Annotated in this window: 11 protein-coding genes; 4 read left to right on the forward strand and 7 right to left on the reverse strand. The window is 69.0% G+C overall.

The window, feature by feature from the left end; translation table 11 throughout:
* The first annotated feature begins 199 nt into the window (after window positions 1-199).
* The gene (hrpB, locus tag MJ605_RS17295) at window positions 200-2716 is read left to right on the forward strand and encodes an ATP-dependent helicase HrpB (protein ID WP_243042786.1); all 2517 of its coding nucleotides are present in this window, start codon (window positions 200-202) and stop codon (window positions 2714-2716) included.
* A gap of 21 nt (window positions 2717-2737) precedes the next feature.
* Here the strand turns inward: hrpB and MJ605_RS17300 are convergent, their stop codons facing one another.
* From MJ605_RS17300 to MJ605_RS17330, 7 genes are all read right to left on the reverse strand, one after another.
* Window positions 2738-4129 (reverse strand): sugar porter family MFS transporter, encoded by a 1392-nt coding sequence (locus MJ605_RS17300; protein ID WP_243042787.1) that lies wholly within the window; start codon window positions 4127-4129, stop codon window positions 2738-2740.
* Between the two features lie 64 nt (window positions 4130-4193).
* A complete protein-coding gene (locus MJ605_RS17305; protein WP_243042789.1) occupies window positions 4194-5099 on the reverse strand; it encodes an SMP-30/gluconolactonase/LRE family protein in 906 nt (301 codons plus the stop codon).
* On the reverse strand, window positions 5096-5860 hold the full coding sequence (locus tag MJ605_RS17310; protein WP_243042791.1) for an SDR family NAD(P)-dependent oxidoreductase: 765 nt from the start codon (window positions 5858-5860) through the stop codon (window positions 5096-5098). Before MJ605_RS17310 ends, MJ605_RS17305 begins: the two co-directional genes overlap by 4 nt.
* A 2-nt stretch (window positions 5861-5862) precedes the next feature.
* Complete coding sequence (dgoD, locus tag MJ605_RS17315) at window positions 5863-7011, reverse strand: galactonate dehydratase (protein WP_243042792.1); 1149 nt, start codon at window positions 7009-7011, stop codon at window positions 5863-5865.
* On the reverse strand, window positions 7008-7646 hold the full coding sequence (locus MJ605_RS17320) for a 2-dehydro-3-deoxy-6-phosphogalactonate aldolase (RefSeq protein WP_243042793.1): 639 nt from the start codon (window positions 7644-7646) through the stop codon (window positions 7008-7010). Before MJ605_RS17320 ends, dgoD begins: the two co-directional genes overlap by 4 nt.
* Window positions 7647-7651: 5 nt before the next feature.
* Window positions 7652-8575, reverse strand: a complete 924-nt coding sequence (locus MJ605_RS17325) for a 2-dehydro-3-deoxygalactonokinase (protein WP_243042794.1) — start codon at window positions 8573-8575, stop codon at window positions 7652-7654.
* Window positions 8572-9300 carry a FadR/GntR family transcriptional regulator gene (locus tag MJ605_RS17330; RefSeq protein WP_243042795.1) on the reverse strand — a complete coding sequence of 243 codons (729 nt, stop codon included), beginning with the start codon at window positions 9298-9300 and terminating at the stop codon, window positions 8572-8574. The genes MJ605_RS17325 and MJ605_RS17330 overlap by 4 nt, the downstream gene beginning before the upstream one ends.
* Before the next feature lie 426 nt (window positions 9301-9726).
* On the opposite strand from MJ605_RS17330, the gene MJ605_RS17335 reads away from it, so the two are divergent.
* The 3 genes from MJ605_RS17335 to MJ605_RS17345 all read left to right on the forward strand — a co-directional run bounded on the left by MJ605_RS17335 (window position 9727) and on the right by MJ605_RS17345 (window position 15041).
* A complete protein-coding gene (locus MJ605_RS17335) occupies window positions 9727-10857 on the forward strand; it encodes an aldose epimerase family protein (protein ID WP_243042796.1) in 1131 nt (376 codons plus the stop codon).
* 100 nt (window positions 10858-10957) lie between these two features.
* Window positions 10958-12139: a glycoside hydrolase 5 family protein gene (locus MJ605_RS17340; RefSeq protein WP_243042797.1), complete on the forward strand. Its 1182-nt coding sequence runs from the start codon at window positions 10958-10960 to the stop codon at window positions 12137-12139.
* 112 nt (window positions 12140-12251) lie between these two features.
* Window positions 12252-15041, forward strand: a complete 2790-nt coding sequence (locus MJ605_RS17345; RefSeq protein WP_243042798.1) for a TonB-dependent receptor — start codon at window positions 12252-12254, stop codon at window positions 15039-15041.
* The last annotated feature ends 31 nt before the right edge of the window (window positions 15042-15072 follow it).

The following is a 15072-nucleotide window of genomic DNA, read 5'->3' on the forward strand; positions in this document are numbered from 1 at the left end:
GATCGTGCTGATCACCCCGCGGGTGATCACCAGCAGCGAGGAGGCCAAGCAGGTGACGGACGAGTACCAGCGCAAGTTCGAGTCGCTCGCCCCGCTGCGCGCCGCGCCCACCGCCGCGACCACGCCCAAGCCGTAGCGGCGGGTTGCCCTCGCCCCGCCGGGAGAGGGCGGAAAGGGAGGGGCGGCTATCATGGATGGGATGAGCCATCCGCTGTCCTTTCCCATCACGCCCCTGTTGCCCGAGATCGGCGCCTCACTGGCGGCGCATCCGCGCCTGGTGCTGGAGGCGCCGCCCGGCGCCGGCAAGACCACGCAGGTGCCGCTGGCCCTGCTGCGGCAGCCGTGGCTCGGCGACCGGAAGATCCTGATGCTGGAACCGCGACGCATCGCGGCGCGCGCCGCCGCGCAGTTCATGGCGCGCCAGCTTGGCGAGGAGGTCGGGCAGACCGTCGGCTATCGCATCCGCTTCGAATCACGGGTCGGCGCCGCCACGCGCATCGAGGTGGTGACCGAGGGCATCCTCACCCGGCTGATCCAGGACGATCCCGAACTCGCCGGCATCGGCGCCATCCTGTTCGACGAATTCCACGAGCGCCATCTCGCCGGCGACCTGGGCGCGGCGCTGGCGCTGGACGTGCAGGGCACGCTGCGGCCGGAGCTGCGCATCGTGGTGATGTCCGCCACGCTGGATGGCGAGCGCATCGCGGCATGGCTCGATGCGCCGCGCATCAGCAGCCCCGGGCGCGGCTTTCCCGTGCGCGTGACCTATCCGCCGGCCCGCGTGCAGGAAAGCATGGAGCACCATCTGGCGCGCATCGCGCGGCAGGCCTTGGCGGAGAACGACGGCGACGTGCTGGCCTTCCTGCCGGGGCGGCGCGAGATCGCGCGCGCGCAGGCGGTGCTGGAAACCGCGCTGGACGAGGCCATCGACATCGTCGCCCTGCATGGCGAGCTGTCGCTGGCCGAGCAGCAGGCGGCGCTGGCGCCGGCGGAGCCGGGCACGCGGCGCATCGTGCTGGCCACCAATGTGGCCGAATCCAGCGTGACCCTGCCGGGCATACGCGCGGTGGTGGACAGTGGACTGGCGCGCGAGCCGCGCTTCGATCCCAACTCCGGCTTCACCCGGCTGGAGACGGTGACTATCTCGCAGGCCTCGGCCGACCAGCGCGCGGGCCGTGCGGGCCGCGTGGCGGAAGGCACCGCCTACCGCCTGTGGCCGCAGAGCAAGCGGCTGGAACCCTCGCGCACGGCGGAGATCGCCCAGGCCGAACTGTCCGGCCTCGCGCTGGAACTGGCGGCCTGGGGCATCATCGCCGGCAGCGGCAGCGACTTGCCCTGGCTCGATCCGCCGCCGCCCGGCGCGCTCGCGCAGGGGCGCGAACTGCTGGCCCAGCTGGGTGCGCTGGGTGCCGACGGGCGCATCACGTCGCTGGGCCGCGCCATGCTGGAACTGGGCGCCGCGCCACGCCTCGGCGCGGCGGCCCTGCGCGCGCCGCCGGAACGGCATGCGCTGGTGGCCGACCTGCTGGCCTTGATGGAGGCGCGCTCGCCGCTGCGCGGCGAGCAGGCACGCAGCGATGATTTCCGTGCACGGGTCAGCGCCCTGCATGCGTGGCGCGACCGCCGTACCGCCGGTGCGCGCGGCGGCGCCGACGCCGGCGCGCTGGCCGCCATCGAGCAGGCCAGCAAGGGCTGGCGCCGGCGCCTGGACGTGCGCACGGCGGCCAGCGGCGTGCCCGATAGCCACGCCGTGGGCGACCTGCTGCTGCACGCCTTTCCCGACCGCGTGGCGCGCCGTGACGACGGCAACCCGTTGCGCTACACGCTGGCCAACGGGCGCGGCGCGCGCCTGCACGAAGGCACCGCCCTGCATGGCGAGCCCTGGCTGGTGGTGCTGGATCTGCGCCTGGAGGCGCGCGACAGCCTGGTGCTGGCCGCCGCGCCGCTGGACCCGCGCGTGCTCGAACGTGACTACCCAGCGCAGTTCCGCCGCGCGCGCGCGCTGCGCTGGAACGACGAGCGCAACGCAGTGGAGGCCTTCGAGGAACAGCGTTTCGCCGCCATCGTGCTGGAGCGGCGCGGCGTGCCGGTGAAACCGGAGGACGCATTGCCCGCGCTGCTTGCCGCCATCCGCGCCAAGGGGCTCGACGCGCTGCCGTGGAGCGAGCACGCCCGTCGCCTGCGCGCGCGCATGCAGGCCTTGCGCACCTGGTTGCCGGAACTGGGCCTGCCCGACGTTTCCGACGCCGCCCTGCTCGCCACGCTGGAACACTGGCTGGCGCCGTACCTGGAAGGCAAGCGCCGGCTCGATGCGCTGGATGCGGAAGAGCTCTCGCAGGCGCTCGGCACACTGTTCGACTACGAGCAGCGCCGCCTGCTGGACGCGCAGGCGCCCGAAAGCCTCAGCGTGCCCAGCGGCATGAACCGCCGCCTGGAATACGCCGGGGGCGAGCCGCCGGTGCTCGCGGTGAAGCTGCAGGAACTGTTCGGCCTGGCCGACACGCCGCGCATCGCCAACGGCCGCATTCCCGTCACGCTGCACCTGCTGTCGCCGGCCGGTCGCCCGATCCAGGTCACGCAGGACCTCAAGGGCTTCTGGGAACGCACCTATCCGGAAGTGAAGAAGGAACTGAAGGGCCGCTACCCGCGCCATCCCTGGCCGGACGACCCCTGGACCGCCGCCCCCACGCACCGCGCCAAGCCGCGCGGTACCTGAGCCGCGCGGCGGGCGCGGACTTCAGCGGCCGATCTCGCGCAGCCGCTTGCCGCCCATCAGGTTGCGTTCGATCTGCTCCAGCGTGACACCCTTGGTCTCGGGCACCAGCCAGAACGTCAGCGCGATGAACACCACGTTGAGCGCGGCGTACAGCCAGAACGTGGCGGCGTTGCCGATGCCGTTGAGCAGGCTGAGGAAGGTGAAGCCCACGACCAAGTTGCCGATCCAGTTGGTGAAGGTGGAGCAGCCGATGCCGAAGTCGCGGCCCTTCAGCGGCTGGATCTCCGAGCACAGCGTCCACACCAGCGGGCCGGCCGACATGGCGAAGCCCACGATGAACACCAGCAGCATCGCGACGGTGAAGATCTGCGCGCCATGGTCGTGGATGCCGCCGTGCATCATCGTGCCCACCACGCCCAGGCCGACGGCCATCACCGCGAAGCCGGTGTAAAGGATCGGCTTGCGGCCCCAGCGGTCGATCAGCGCGATGGCGATGAAGGTGGCCAGCACGTTGGTCAGGCCCACCAGCGCGGTGAACCACATCTGCGTGGTCGTGTCATAGCCCATCGCCTGGAAGATGCGCGGCGCGTAGTACATCACCACGTTCATGCCGGTGAACTGCTGCATCAGTTGCAGCAGCACGCCCAGGCCTACCGAGCGGCGGAAGTTGCGGTTCTCCCGGAACAGATGCCAGCCGCGCTGCGGCGTCTTGAGTTGCTCCTCGATGTCGGCCGCCTCGCGAGCCACCACCGCGGCGTCGCCGCGCAGGCGGTGCAGCACGCCGAGTGCCTCCTCGCGGCGGCCGCGCATCAACAGCCAGCGCGGGCTGTCGGGCAGCAGCAGCACGCCGAGCAGGAACAACGCGCCGGGAATGGCGATGATGCCCAGCATCCAGCGCCAGTTGCCGCTGTAGCTGAGCGCGGTGTCGGAAAGGAAGGCGACCAGGATGCCGATGGTAATCATCAGCTGGTAGGTGGAGATCATCGCGCCGCGGATATGCTCCGGCGCCACTTCCGCCAGGTACAGCGGCGCGGTGAAGGTCGCCAGGCCGATGGCCAGGCCCAGCACCACGCGCGCGGCGACCAGGGTTTCCGGCGACCAGGCCAGGCCCGACAGCAGCGAGCCGAGCACGAACAGCACCGCGCCCAGGATCAGCGAGCGCTTGCGGCCCAGCGCGGCCGACAGCCAGCCCGCGCCCACCGCGCCCACCGCGGCGCCGAACATCATGGCGCTGACGATCCACTCGATGGTGTGGTCGCTGGCCTTGAACTCGTCCTGGATGAACTGGGTAGCGCCCGAGATCACGCCGATGTCCAGGCCGAACATCAGGCCGGCCAGCGCGGCGAGCACGCAGGTGAAGATCACGGTCGCCTTCGATTGCGCCGTGGACGGCGCGATGGCATTGGCATTCATTGGAAGGTGTTCCCCGCTGACGGTAGTGGGCGCCTGGATGGGCGATGAGGACGAACCGCAGTCCCTATGCGGCGGCGATGACGTGTGGTGGCGGACCGGCGAAGCGCGGTTCCGGCAGGCCATGGAAGCCCGTGTCGGCACGGAACAGCGCGCCGGCATGGGGCTGGGCGGCCAGCGCATCGCCGGCGAGGCCGTCGCGCGCGCTGGTGATGTAGAGCACTGAATGGTCGGTGCCGCCGAAGGCCGGCTTGGTCGCCTGCATGGCGGGCACCTCGACGATGCGGTCCAGCCGTCCGTCCGGCGTGTAGCGCACCACGTGGCCCAGGCCCCATTGTGCGTTCCACAAGCCGCCGTCGCGGTCCACCGTCGAACCATCGGGCTCGCCTCGCGGGTCGTCCAGCGCGGCGAAGAGGCGCTGCGCGCCTGGCGCATCGCCGTAGTCGCAGCACTGGATGGCGCGCGACAGTGAATCGCAGAAATACATGGTGCCGCCGTCGGGGCTGAAGGCGATGCTGTTGCTGATCGCCACGCTGGGCAGCGGCAGGCGTTCGAGCGAGAGCTCGTGGTTGAGCCGGTAGAAACCGCCCACTGGCTGCTTGGGACCCTCGGCCGGCTCGTGCAGCGTGCCGAATACGAAGCGGCCCTGGCGGTCGCAGGCCCCGTCGTTGAGCCGCGTCGGCAGGCCGGCCTCCACGGCCATGAGCGGCACCATGGCCCGCGTGGACGGGTGGAAGAACGCCAGCCGCGAGGCGAGCCCGAGCAGCAGCCAGCCGTCCCCCTCGCACAGCGCGAAGCTGGCGAGCCGCTCGGGCATGGGCCACTGGTGCAGGGCGCCGTCGTGCGGGCGGTAGCGCCACAGCATGGCGGCGTGGATGTCGGTCCAGTACAGCGCTTGCTCGCGGTTGCACCAGGTGACGCCTTCGCCCAGCGTGTTGTGCACCTGCATGGCGACGGTGGCGCGCAGGCTCATACCCAGCCACCGTCCACGATGACGTCCTGGCCCGTGCACATGCGGCTGTCGTCGGCAGCGAGGAACAACGCGGCGCGTGCCAGGTCGTCCGCCATCAGGTAGCCGGGCAGGCATTGCACGCGGGCGATCTCCGCCTCGCCGGCCTCGTCCAGCCACAGCCGGCGCTGCTTCTCGGTGATGACCCAGCCCGGCACCAGCGCGTTGATGCGGATGCGGTCGCGGCCCAGCTCGCGGGCCAGGCCGTTGACCAGGCCATGCACGGCGGCCTTGGCCATGGCGTACAGGGGATAGCCGGCATTCTTCTTCATCCAGCCGGTGGAACCCAGGCAGATCACCGAGCCGCCGCCCAGCGCGCGCATGTCCTCGCGCACCGCCTGGGTGGCGAAATACTGGTGGCGAAGGTTGATCGCCACGCTCTGGTCGAATTCGGCGGCGGTGGTGTCGCCGAAACGGTGGCGCACGTCGTTGGCGGCGTTGTTCACCAGCACGCCGACGGGGCCGTGCACCTCGCGCGCGGTGGCGATGGATGCCTCCAGCGCATCGAGCTGGGTGACGTCGCAGCGTATGAACAGCGGTGCATGGCGGCAGCCGGCGAGGCCCCCGGCCAGCTTTTCGCCATTGGCCTGGTCGATGTCGATGAACGACACGCGGCTGCCCTGCGCCGCGAAGTGCTCCACGAAGGCGGCGCCGATGCCGGTCGCGCCGCCGGAGACGAACACATGGCGATCGGCCAGGCTGGGATAGGTGGCGAAGGCGCTCATGCTCACCACTCCGCCACGCTGCCGTCGGCGTGGCGCCAGACCGGATTGCGCCAGCGATGGCCGATGGCGGCGCGCTCGGCCACGTAGTCCTCGTTGACCTGGATGCCCAGGCCGGGGCCGCCGGGAATGGCCACGAAGCCGTCCTGGTAGGCGAACACGCTGCGATCGTGCACGTAGTCGAGCAGGTCGTTGCCGGCGTTGTAGTGGATGCCCAGGCTCTGTTCCTGGATGAAGGCGTTGTGGCACACCGCGTCCAGCTGCAGATTGGCGGCCAGCGCGATGGGGCCGAGCGGACAATGCAGCGCCAGCGCCACGTCGTAGGCCTCGGCCATCGCGGCGATCTTGCGCGTCTCGGTGATGCCGCCCGAATGCGAGGGATCGGGCTGGATGATGTCCACGCCGCCGATGGCCATCACGCGTTTGAAATCGTAGCGCGTGTAGAGGCGCTCGCCCAGCGCGATCGGCGCGGGCGACAGGGCGGCCAGTTCGGGCAGCGCCTCCAGGTGGTCGGACAGCACCGGCTCCTCGATGAACATCAGCTTGAACGGCGCCAGCTCGCGCATCAGCACCTTGGCCATCGGCTTGTGCACGCGGCCGTGGAAATCCAGGCCGATGCCGATGTGCGGGCCCACCGCATCGCGGATCGCCTGCACGTTCTGGAGGACCTGCTCCACCTTGTCGTGCGTATCGACGTATTGCAGTTCCTCGGTGGCATTCATCTTCACGGCGGTGAAGCCGCGCGTCACCGCCTCCTTCGCCGCGCGCGCCGTGTCGGCCGGGCGGTCGCCGCCGATCCACGAATACACGCGGATGCGCTCGCGCACCGGGCCGCCGAGCAACTGGTGCACCGGTTGGCCGAGGTCCTTGCCCTTGATGTCCCACAGTGCCTGGTCGATGCCGGCGATGGCGCTCATCAGCACCGGGCCGCCGCGGTAGAAGCCGCCGCGGTACATCACGTTCCACAGGTCCTCGATATGGCGTGGGTCCTTGCCGACCAGGTAGTCGGACAGTTCTTCCACGGCGGCGGCGACCGTATGCGCGCGGCCCTCGACGATCGGCTCGCCCCAGCCGACCACGCCCGCGTCGGTGTCGATGCGCAGGAACAGCCAGCGTGGGGGAACGACGTAGGTGGTGAGGCGGGTGATCTTCATGCCATCGATCCTTTCGAAACAGAGTGGCGTTGCCACGCGTCGGCGAATGCGCGAGCCTGCGCGGCCACGTCGCCGGCGGGGCGGCCGGGGGCGTAGAGGGCGCCGCCGATGCCGAAGCCGGCGGCGCCGGCGGCGATCCAGGGCGCCATGGTGTCCGGTGTGATGCCGCCGACCGGCAGCACGGCGGTGCCGGCCGGCAGCACGGCGCGCCAGGCCTTGAGCACGACCGGCGCGGACTGCTCGGCGGGGAACAGCTTGAGCGCGTCGGCGCCCGCCGCGAGCGCGGCGAACGCTTCGGTGGGCGTGGCCACGCCGGGCACGCAGTACAGGCCGGCCTGCTTGGCGGCGCGGATCACCGCGACGTCGGCGTGCGGCATCACGATCAGGCGGCCGCCCACATTGGCGACGCGCGCCACGTCCGCCGGGTCGAGCACGGTGCCGGCGCCCACCAGGGTGGCCTCGCCCAGCGTGCCGGCGAGGCGGCGGATGCTTTCGAACGGCTGCGGGGAGTTCAGCGGCACTTCCAGCATGCGGAAGCCGGCAGCGACCAGCACATGGCCGATGTCGATGGATTCGTCGGGCGTCAGGCCGCGCAGAATGGCGACCAGGGGGAGGGGATCGAGCCAAGCCTTCATGGGTGTCATGCCGTTGCGAGGGGGGAAGCCAGGCCGGCCTCGACGGCGATGCGCCAGAGGCCGTGCGCGGTGGTGTCGTCCGGGGTGGTGGCGATGTCGATGCCGAACAGGGCGGCGGCCCGGAGGTAGCGCTCGCACAGCGCGCCCTCGCCGACCATCTGGATGGGCGTAAGCGGATCGATCCAGCCGGCGGCGAGCGCGATGCGCAGCTCGTCGCCGATCAGCAGGCCCGACAAATAGTCGGGTACCGAAGCGGGCGGCAGCAGGCCGTCGAGCATCAGCGTGCGCGCCGAGAACACCCGCGACAGCGCGCCGGCCGCGCCGCTGTCGCGCGCCGTTTCCACGCCGCGGCGGAACACGCGTTCGTCGTCCTGCGCCGGTGGCAGCTGCGCGCCCAGGATGGAGTGCCGGCACAGCAGGCCGAACAGTTCGCCGGTCATCACCGTGGCGAAGCCGGTCACCGCGCCGTCGCGCAGTTCCACCCACTTGCTGTGCGTGCCCGGCAGCAGCAGGCAGCCGCGATGGATGGCGGACGGCGCGCGGGCCAGCACGCCGGCCACCTGCGTTTCCTCGCCGCGCATCACGTCCGGCCGGCCGGGATCGCGCAGCCCCGGCACCAGGTGCAGCGTGCGCCCGTCCGGCGTGCGCATGGCGCCCAGTGCGCCGGCGAGGCGCTCGATGCCGGTTGGCGTGTCCAGGTAGGGCACCTCCTGCCAGCCGTTGCGGCTGCCGATCATGCCGCAGGCAAGCAGCGGGGCGTCGGGCCAGCCGGCGACGGCCTGCGCGAAGGCCTCGGCGAAGCCGCCCCCGGGCAGGTGGCGGATGCCGTGCGGCAGGACCCGCTTGTCCAGCACCTCGCCGCGCTCGCCATAACGATAGGCGCGCAGCTGCGTGCTTCCCCAGTCCAGGCCGATCAGCGCCGTGGTCACGCGCCGGCCTTCCTGCGCGGGCGGCTGCCGCGGCTGCGCTGCAGGTTGGCGTGCGAGTCGGCGACCATGGCCTGCATGGTCTTGCGCGCCACTTCCGGCTGCTTGCGTCGGATCGCCTCCAGCACCTTCTGGTGATAGGGCAGCGAGTACTTGAAATCGGTGGCGCTGCGCGCGGACAAAGTGAAGAAGGTGCCGAGCGAGGTCTCGATCACCGAGAACAGCGACTGCATCAGTTCGTTGCCGGTGGCATGCAGCACGGCGTCATGAAACATCAGGTCGGCCTGCGACCACTCGTCCAGCGTCTGCGCGGCGTCCATCGCCCGGTAGGCTTCCTCGATGGCGTCGAGCTGCGCGGTGGTGCGACGCCGCGCGGCGGCCGCGGCGGCGGCCGGCTCGATGATCTCGCGCATCTCCACCAGTTTGTCCACGAAGTCGTCGGTCGGCATGGAGGCGCAGCGCCAGGCCAGCACGTCGGCGTCGAGCTGGTTCCAGAAGCGTTCTTCCAGCACGCGGGCGCCCACGCCGGTGCGCGATTCGATCAGGCCCTTGGCCGAAAGCACCTTGAGCGCTTCGCGCAGCGCGGTGCGGCTGACCTGCAGGCTTTCGGCGAGCGTCTCCTCGCGCGGCAGCACCTCGCCCGGCTTCACCTTGCCGCTGACGATGCGCTGTCCCAGCTCATGCATGACGTGCCCGTACAGGCTGCGAACTGCGATCGGTTTCTTCATGAAATCCACTGGTTCCCGGTTCCTGTCGGCTTGGCCCGCGCTCTGTTCGGGCGGCCAGGGGCTGTCCGATGCGTTTGTCATACAAACTGACTATAAGCAACTTGCTTGGCCCGTGCCAAGGTGTTTCGTGCCGGAATTTTTGCCCACGCGCAACGAATGGTCCGATGGCGGCATGGGTCGGCGATGACGCGGTGCGGAAGTTCTTGCCGGCGTCGCCTGCGCCGCGCCGCGCCCGCTCCGGCGGCATCGCGCATGAAAACGCCGCTTTGCGATTTCCGCGCCGCGATGCGCCATGCGATGACGCATCGCACCAAGGAAAAAATCGGTGCCGATGAACACTTGCACGATAATCATACAATGTGATTGCATGCGGCCACTCGTGACACCGCCCAAGGGGATACCAGGGATATGCAGCGTGCAGGTTTGATGGCTTCGATGCTCGGCCTCGCGGCATGGTCGCTGGCGGCGCAGGCGGCGGACGCGCGGCGCGAAACGTTCGGCGCCATGCCCGATGGCAAGCACGTGGACGCCGTGGTGCTGAGCAATTCGCATGGCATGAAGGCGCGCGTCATCGCGCTCGGCGCCAGCCTGCAGTCCCTTGAGGTGCCCGACCGCGACGGCAAGAGCGCCGACATCGTGCTCGGCTATGTCTCGCTCGACGGTTATCTTTCCAAGCCCCAGTATTTCGGCGCCACCGTGGGGCGCTATGCCAACCGCATCGCCAAGGGCCGCTTCGTGCTGGACGGCCATGTCTACCAGGTGCCCGTCAACGACGGCGCCAACTCGCTACATGGCGGCACGCGCGGCTTCGACAAGGTGCTGTGGACGGTCGGCGCGGTGGCGCACGACGCCGGCAAGGCCAGCGTGACGCTGCGCTACGTGAGCCCCGACGGCGACATGGGCTATCCGGGCACGTTGACGGTGAGCGCCACCTATACGCTGGACGAGGACAACCGCCTGTCCATCGACTACCGCGCCACCACCGACAAGCCCACCATCGTCAACCTGAGTAACCACGCCTACTGGAATCTTTCCGGCGAGGGCTCGGGCAGCGTGATGGCGCAGCGCCTGACCATACCGGGCGACGCCTACCTTCCCGTCGATGCGGGCTCCATTCCGACCGGCGAGATCCGCAAGGTCGACGGCACGCCGTTCGACTTTCGCCAGGGCAAGCCGATCGGACGCGACATCCGCAACGCCGATCCGCAACTGCTCGCTGGCCATGGCTACGACCACAACTGGGTGATCGGCCGCGACGAGGCAACGTCGCCGCGCGTGGTGGCGCGCGTGGAGGATCCGGTATCCGGCCGCGTGCTGACGCTGAAATCGAGCAAGCCCGGCCTGCAGTTCTATTCCGGCAATTTCCTCGACGGCACGACCGTGGGCACCGGCGGGCACGTGTATCGCCAGGGCGATGCCTTCGTGCTGGAACCGCAGCTTTATCCGGATACGCCGAACCAGGCGTCGTTCGGATCGGCCCGGCTGGAACCGGGCCACGAGTACCGCAACCTGATCGTGTACGAGTTCACCACCGAGTCGGCGGGCGGAGCGCGCTGACCCAACAAGCTTCGATGCAAGGGCGCCCGGAAGGGCGCTCACGGGGCCGTTTTGTCCCGCGATGACGCGGCCGATCCGCGCGATCCATGAGGGAGAACCGATGAAATACGCATTACTGGCAATGGCGATGGGTGTGGCGGTGGCGATGGCGCCACCCGCGCACGGAAGCGACGCCGCACGCTGGACGCCTGCGCAAGCCAAGGCCTGGTATGCCAGGCAGCGGTGGCCGCTGGGCAGCAACTACCTGCCGGCCGACGCCATCAACCAGCTGGAAATGTGGCAGGCCGGCACGTTCGATCCCGCGCGCATCGACCTGGAACTGGGTTGGGCGCAGCAGATGGGCATGAACACCATGCGCGTGTTCCTGCACGACCTGCTGTGGCAGCAGGACGCCGCCGGCTTCAAGCAGCGCATCGATGCCTTCCTCGCCATCGCCAGCAAGCACGGCATCAAGCCGATCTTCGTGCTATTCGATTCGTGCTGGGACCCCGAGCCGAAGCTGGGGCCGCAGCGCCCGCCGATTCCCGGGGTGCACAATTCGGGCTGGGTGCAGGGCCCGGGCGTGGCGATGACCGACGCCAGCCAGTATCCGCGCTTCGAGCAGTACGTGAAGGACATCGTGGGCAGCTTCGCCAAGGACCCGCGCATCCTTGCCTGGGACGTGTGGAACGAACCGGACAACCCGGGCGGCGGCAACTACGACCCGAAGGAACCCAAGGGCAAGGCCGATTACGTCGCCAAGCTGCTGCCGCAGGTGTTCGCCTGGGCGCGCGGCGTATCCCCGGCGCAGCCGCTGACCAGCGGCCTGTGGCATGACGAGGACTGGTCCGATCCGTCCCGGCTCAATCCGGTCGAGCGCACGCAGATCGAGCAGTCCGACGTCATCAGCTTCCACAACTACGGCTGGCCGGAGGAATTCGCCGCGCGCGTGAAGCAGCTCAGCGGCTACGGTCGCCCGCTGATCTGCACCGAATACATGGCGCGCGGCGCCGGCTCCACCATCGACGGCGTGCTGCCGCTGGGCAAGAAGCTGGACGTGGGCATGGTCAACTGGGGCTTCGTCGAAGGTCGCGAGCAGACCAACCTGCCGTGGGATTCGTGGCAGCACCCCTACACGTTGCAGCCGCCGACGCTGTGGTTCCACGACCTGCTGCATGGCGACGGCACCGCGTACCGCCAGCGCGAGATCGACATTCTCCGTTCGCTATCGCAGGCCCCGCGCGGCGTGGTTCCCGCCGAGGCGGCGAGTTATCCGATGCAGTTGTCCGCGGCGGGCCGCTGAGCGCGGCGCGTCCTCCATACATCCACCCGCCACGGCAAAGACCGTCGGCGAACCGAATAACGACACCGCCGGCATGCCCGGCGAGCCACGACCTCTGAGGGGAGGCTTTTCCATGATCCGCACACACATCCATAGGACCCTGCTGGCGGCGGCGATCGCCGCTTCGTTCGGCACCGCGCATGCGGCCGATGCGCCGTCCGCACCCGCCGGTCCGCAGCAATCGACGGACAATACCAACCCGCCCGCCAGCCCGGCAGCCAGCGCGCCCAGGAAGGCGGCGACCGGCGACGAGGCACAGCAGAAGGACGCGGTGAACCTGTCCGGCGTGGTGGTGACCCCGCTGCGCGAGAGCCTGCAGAGCGCGCAGTCGCTCAAGCAGGACTCGCGCATGATTACCGACTCGATCGTGGCTGAGGACATCGGCAAGCTGCCCGACAACAGCGTGGCCGACGCGCTGCAGCGCATCACCGGCGTGCAGGTGGCGCAGGGCTTCCAGGGCGAGACCAGCTCGGTGGTGATCCGCGGCCTGCCCAACGTGATCACCACTCTCAACGGACGCGAGATCTTCAGCGGCGTGGGCCGCGCGTTCGCCTTCCAGAACCTGCCCGCCACCGCGGTGAAGACCGTGCAGGTCTACAAGACCAGCGAGGCGAGCCTGCCCGACGGCGGCATCGCCGGCATGGTGGACATGCAACTGTTCCGTCCGTTCGACTTCGACGGCAGCAAGGTCGCCGCCACCATCACCGACACCCACAGCAAGTACGGCGGCAGGACCGACCCGACCGGCAGCGTGCTGCTGAGCGATCGCTGGAAGACCGACATCGGCGACATCGGCGCTCTGGTCAACGTGGGCTACGACCGCCAGCATTACGCCTACAACGCGGTCTGGGACGATGCGCCGAAAGTGCTGACCAACACCGCTGGCGATCCCATCCGCAGCTCGGGCGGCAACCTCATCTCGGTGCCCAACGAGTTCGGCGCGGATTACAACATCGGCGATCGCACGCGGCAGGAATTCAACTATGCCCTGCAGTGGAAGCCCAACGACAGCACGGAAGTGTATGTCGAGGGCCTGTACGACTGGGATTCGGACAACTACAACCAGCCGTTCTATTTCAACTCGCCGGCCGGCTCGGTCGATCCGAGCAGCATCTCGGTGAGCAACCATTGCTATCCGGACCAGTTGACCGGCTCGTCGTACTACGGGCAGACCATCTGCGACGCCAACGGCGGCACCTGGAGCGGCAACAGCTACGCCGCCACCAGTACGCAGGCGCACCAGGAATGGGGCCATGACATCCAGAACTCGATCGGCGCCAAGTGGCACGGCGACCGGCTGAACCTGTCCACCGACCTGTCGTTCAACTCGACCTCGTTCCACGAGCAGACCATCATCGTGGACACCTTCCTCAAGGGGCCGATCACCACCGTGTGGACCGGCCAGCAGAACTGGCAGCTGGCGGGCAATCCGCAGCTCGATCCGGCCAACTACTACCTCAACGGCCTGTTCCAGACCTGGAACAACCAGCGCGGCAGCCAGACCGCCTGGCGTGGCGACGGCAACTACGACCTCAACGGCGACTTCTTCCAGTACATCGATTTCGGCCTGCGCTATTCCGACCACAAGGCCGACTACCACGGCAGCATCGAGGTATCCACGCCGCCGCCCGGCGGCACCGGCGACATCGCGCTCAATCCCAATCCCGCCAACCAGGTCATCGCGCGTTTCCCCAGCGGCTATTTCTGCAGCCAGCCGACCACGCCGGCGATTCCGGTGTCCTGGCTCAGCGGCTGCTTCAACGCCCTGACCGGCAACGCCGACGCGATCCGCCAGCTGTATGGCGTGCAGACCGGCCTGGCCGCGGAGAACCCGGGCCGCTTCTACCAGATCGACGAGAAGTCGTACGCGGGCTACTTCCAGCTCGGCTACGGCAACGAGCTGTTCGGCCTGCCGTTCGACGGCCTGCTGGGCATGCGCGTCGAGCGCGTGAAGCGCCACCTCGATGCGTTCTCCTACGATGCCTCGACCAACGTCTACACGCCGCTCTCCGATTCGACCAGTGCGCCGGTCTACCTGCCCAACCTGAGCTTCAACCTGCACCTGAAGGACAACCTGCAGCTGCGCCTGGTGGCGGCCAAGACGCTGACCTATCCCGATTTCGGCCAGCTGAACCCGTCGCTGTCGCTCAACCCGGGCACCATCAACCGTGCCGGCATCGCCACCAGCGGCAACCCGGACCTCAAGCCGATCCGCTCGACCAACTACGACGCTTCGCTGGAGTGGTACTTCGCGCCGGCCAGCTATGTCAGCGGCGGCGTGTTCTATCGCGACATCAACGGCTACATCCAGAACTACGTGACGGACGTGACCATCGGCGGCCAGCCCTACCAGCTCAATTCGCCGCAGAGCGCGGGCTCGGGCCACCTGGACGGCGCGGAAGTGGCGTACCAGCAGTTCTTCGACTTCCTGCCGGAAGCCCTGAGCGGCCTGGGCGTGCAGTTCAACTACACCTATATCGACGGTTCCACCCGCTCGCCGCAGGTCATCGGCGGCCCCGTGGTCACCTCGCCGCTGCAGAACGTGTCGAAGAACAACGGCAACGCGGTGCTGATGTACGAGAAGTACGGCTGGTCCGCGCGATTGGCCTACAACTATCGCAGCCGCTTCATCGACGGCTTCAACCAGCCCACGGTGGCGGGCGTGAACGACGAGATCAAGCCGGCCAACCAGGTCGACTTCTCGCTGGCCTACGACCTCAACTCGTACCTGACCGTGGTGTTGAACGCCACCAATATCCTCGGCGCCAACCTGCACCAGTACTGGGGCGACGGCGACAGCCGCCCGCGCGACATCCGTTACCAGGACCGCACCGTGGGCCTGGGCGTGCGCTTCAAGATGTAATCTCCCACTGGGCGGGGACCGGTGGTGGCAT

Source organism: Dyella sedimenti (genome assembly GCF_022760995.1).
GTDB classification, from domain to species: domain Bacteria; phylum Pseudomonadota; class Gammaproteobacteria; order Xanthomonadales; family Rhodanobacteraceae; genus Dyella; species Dyella sedimenti.

What these genes read in the sequence shown, in the direction of transcription:
- dgoD (WP_243042792.1), bottom strand. Translation starts at nt 7,011, where the DNA reads ATGAAGATCACCCGCCTCACCACCTACGTCGTTCCCCCACGCTGGCTG.
- MJ605_RS17320 (WP_243042793.1), bottom strand. Translation starts at nt 7,646, where the DNA reads ATGAAGGCTTGGCTCGATCCCCTCCCCCTGGTCGCCATTCTGCGCGGC.
- MJ605_RS17300 (WP_243042787.1), bottom strand. Translation starts at nt 4,129, where the DNA reads ATGAATGCCAATGCCATCGCGCCGTCCACGGCGCAATCGAAGGCGACC.
- MJ605_RS17340 (WP_243042797.1), top strand. Translation starts at nt 10,958, where the DNA reads ATGAAATACGCATTACTGGCAATGGCGATGGGTGTGGCGGTGGCGATG.
- hrpB (WP_243042786.1), top strand. Translation starts at nt 200, where the DNA reads ATGAGCCATCCGCTGTCCTTTCCCATCACGCCCCTGTTGCCCGAGATC.
- MJ605_RS17305 (WP_243042789.1), bottom strand. Translation starts at nt 5,099, where the DNA reads ATGAGCCTGCGCGCCACCGTCGCCATGCAGGTGCACAACACGCTGGGC.
- MJ605_RS17345 (WP_243042798.1), top strand. Translation starts at nt 12,252, where the DNA reads ATGATCCGCACACACATCCATAGGACCCTGCTGGCGGCGGCGATCGCC.
- MJ605_RS17335 (WP_243042796.1), top strand. Translation starts at nt 9,727, where the DNA reads ATGGCTTCGATGCTCGGCCTCGCGGCATGGTCGCTGGCGGCGCAGGCG.
- MJ605_RS17310 (WP_243042791.1), bottom strand. Translation starts at nt 5,860, where the DNA reads ATGAGCGCCTTCGCCACCTATCCCAGCCTGGCCGATCGCCATGTGTTC.
- MJ605_RS17330 (WP_243042795.1), bottom strand. Translation starts at nt 9,300, where the DNA reads ATGAAGAAACCGATCGCAGTTCGCAGCCTGTACGGGCACGTCATGCAT.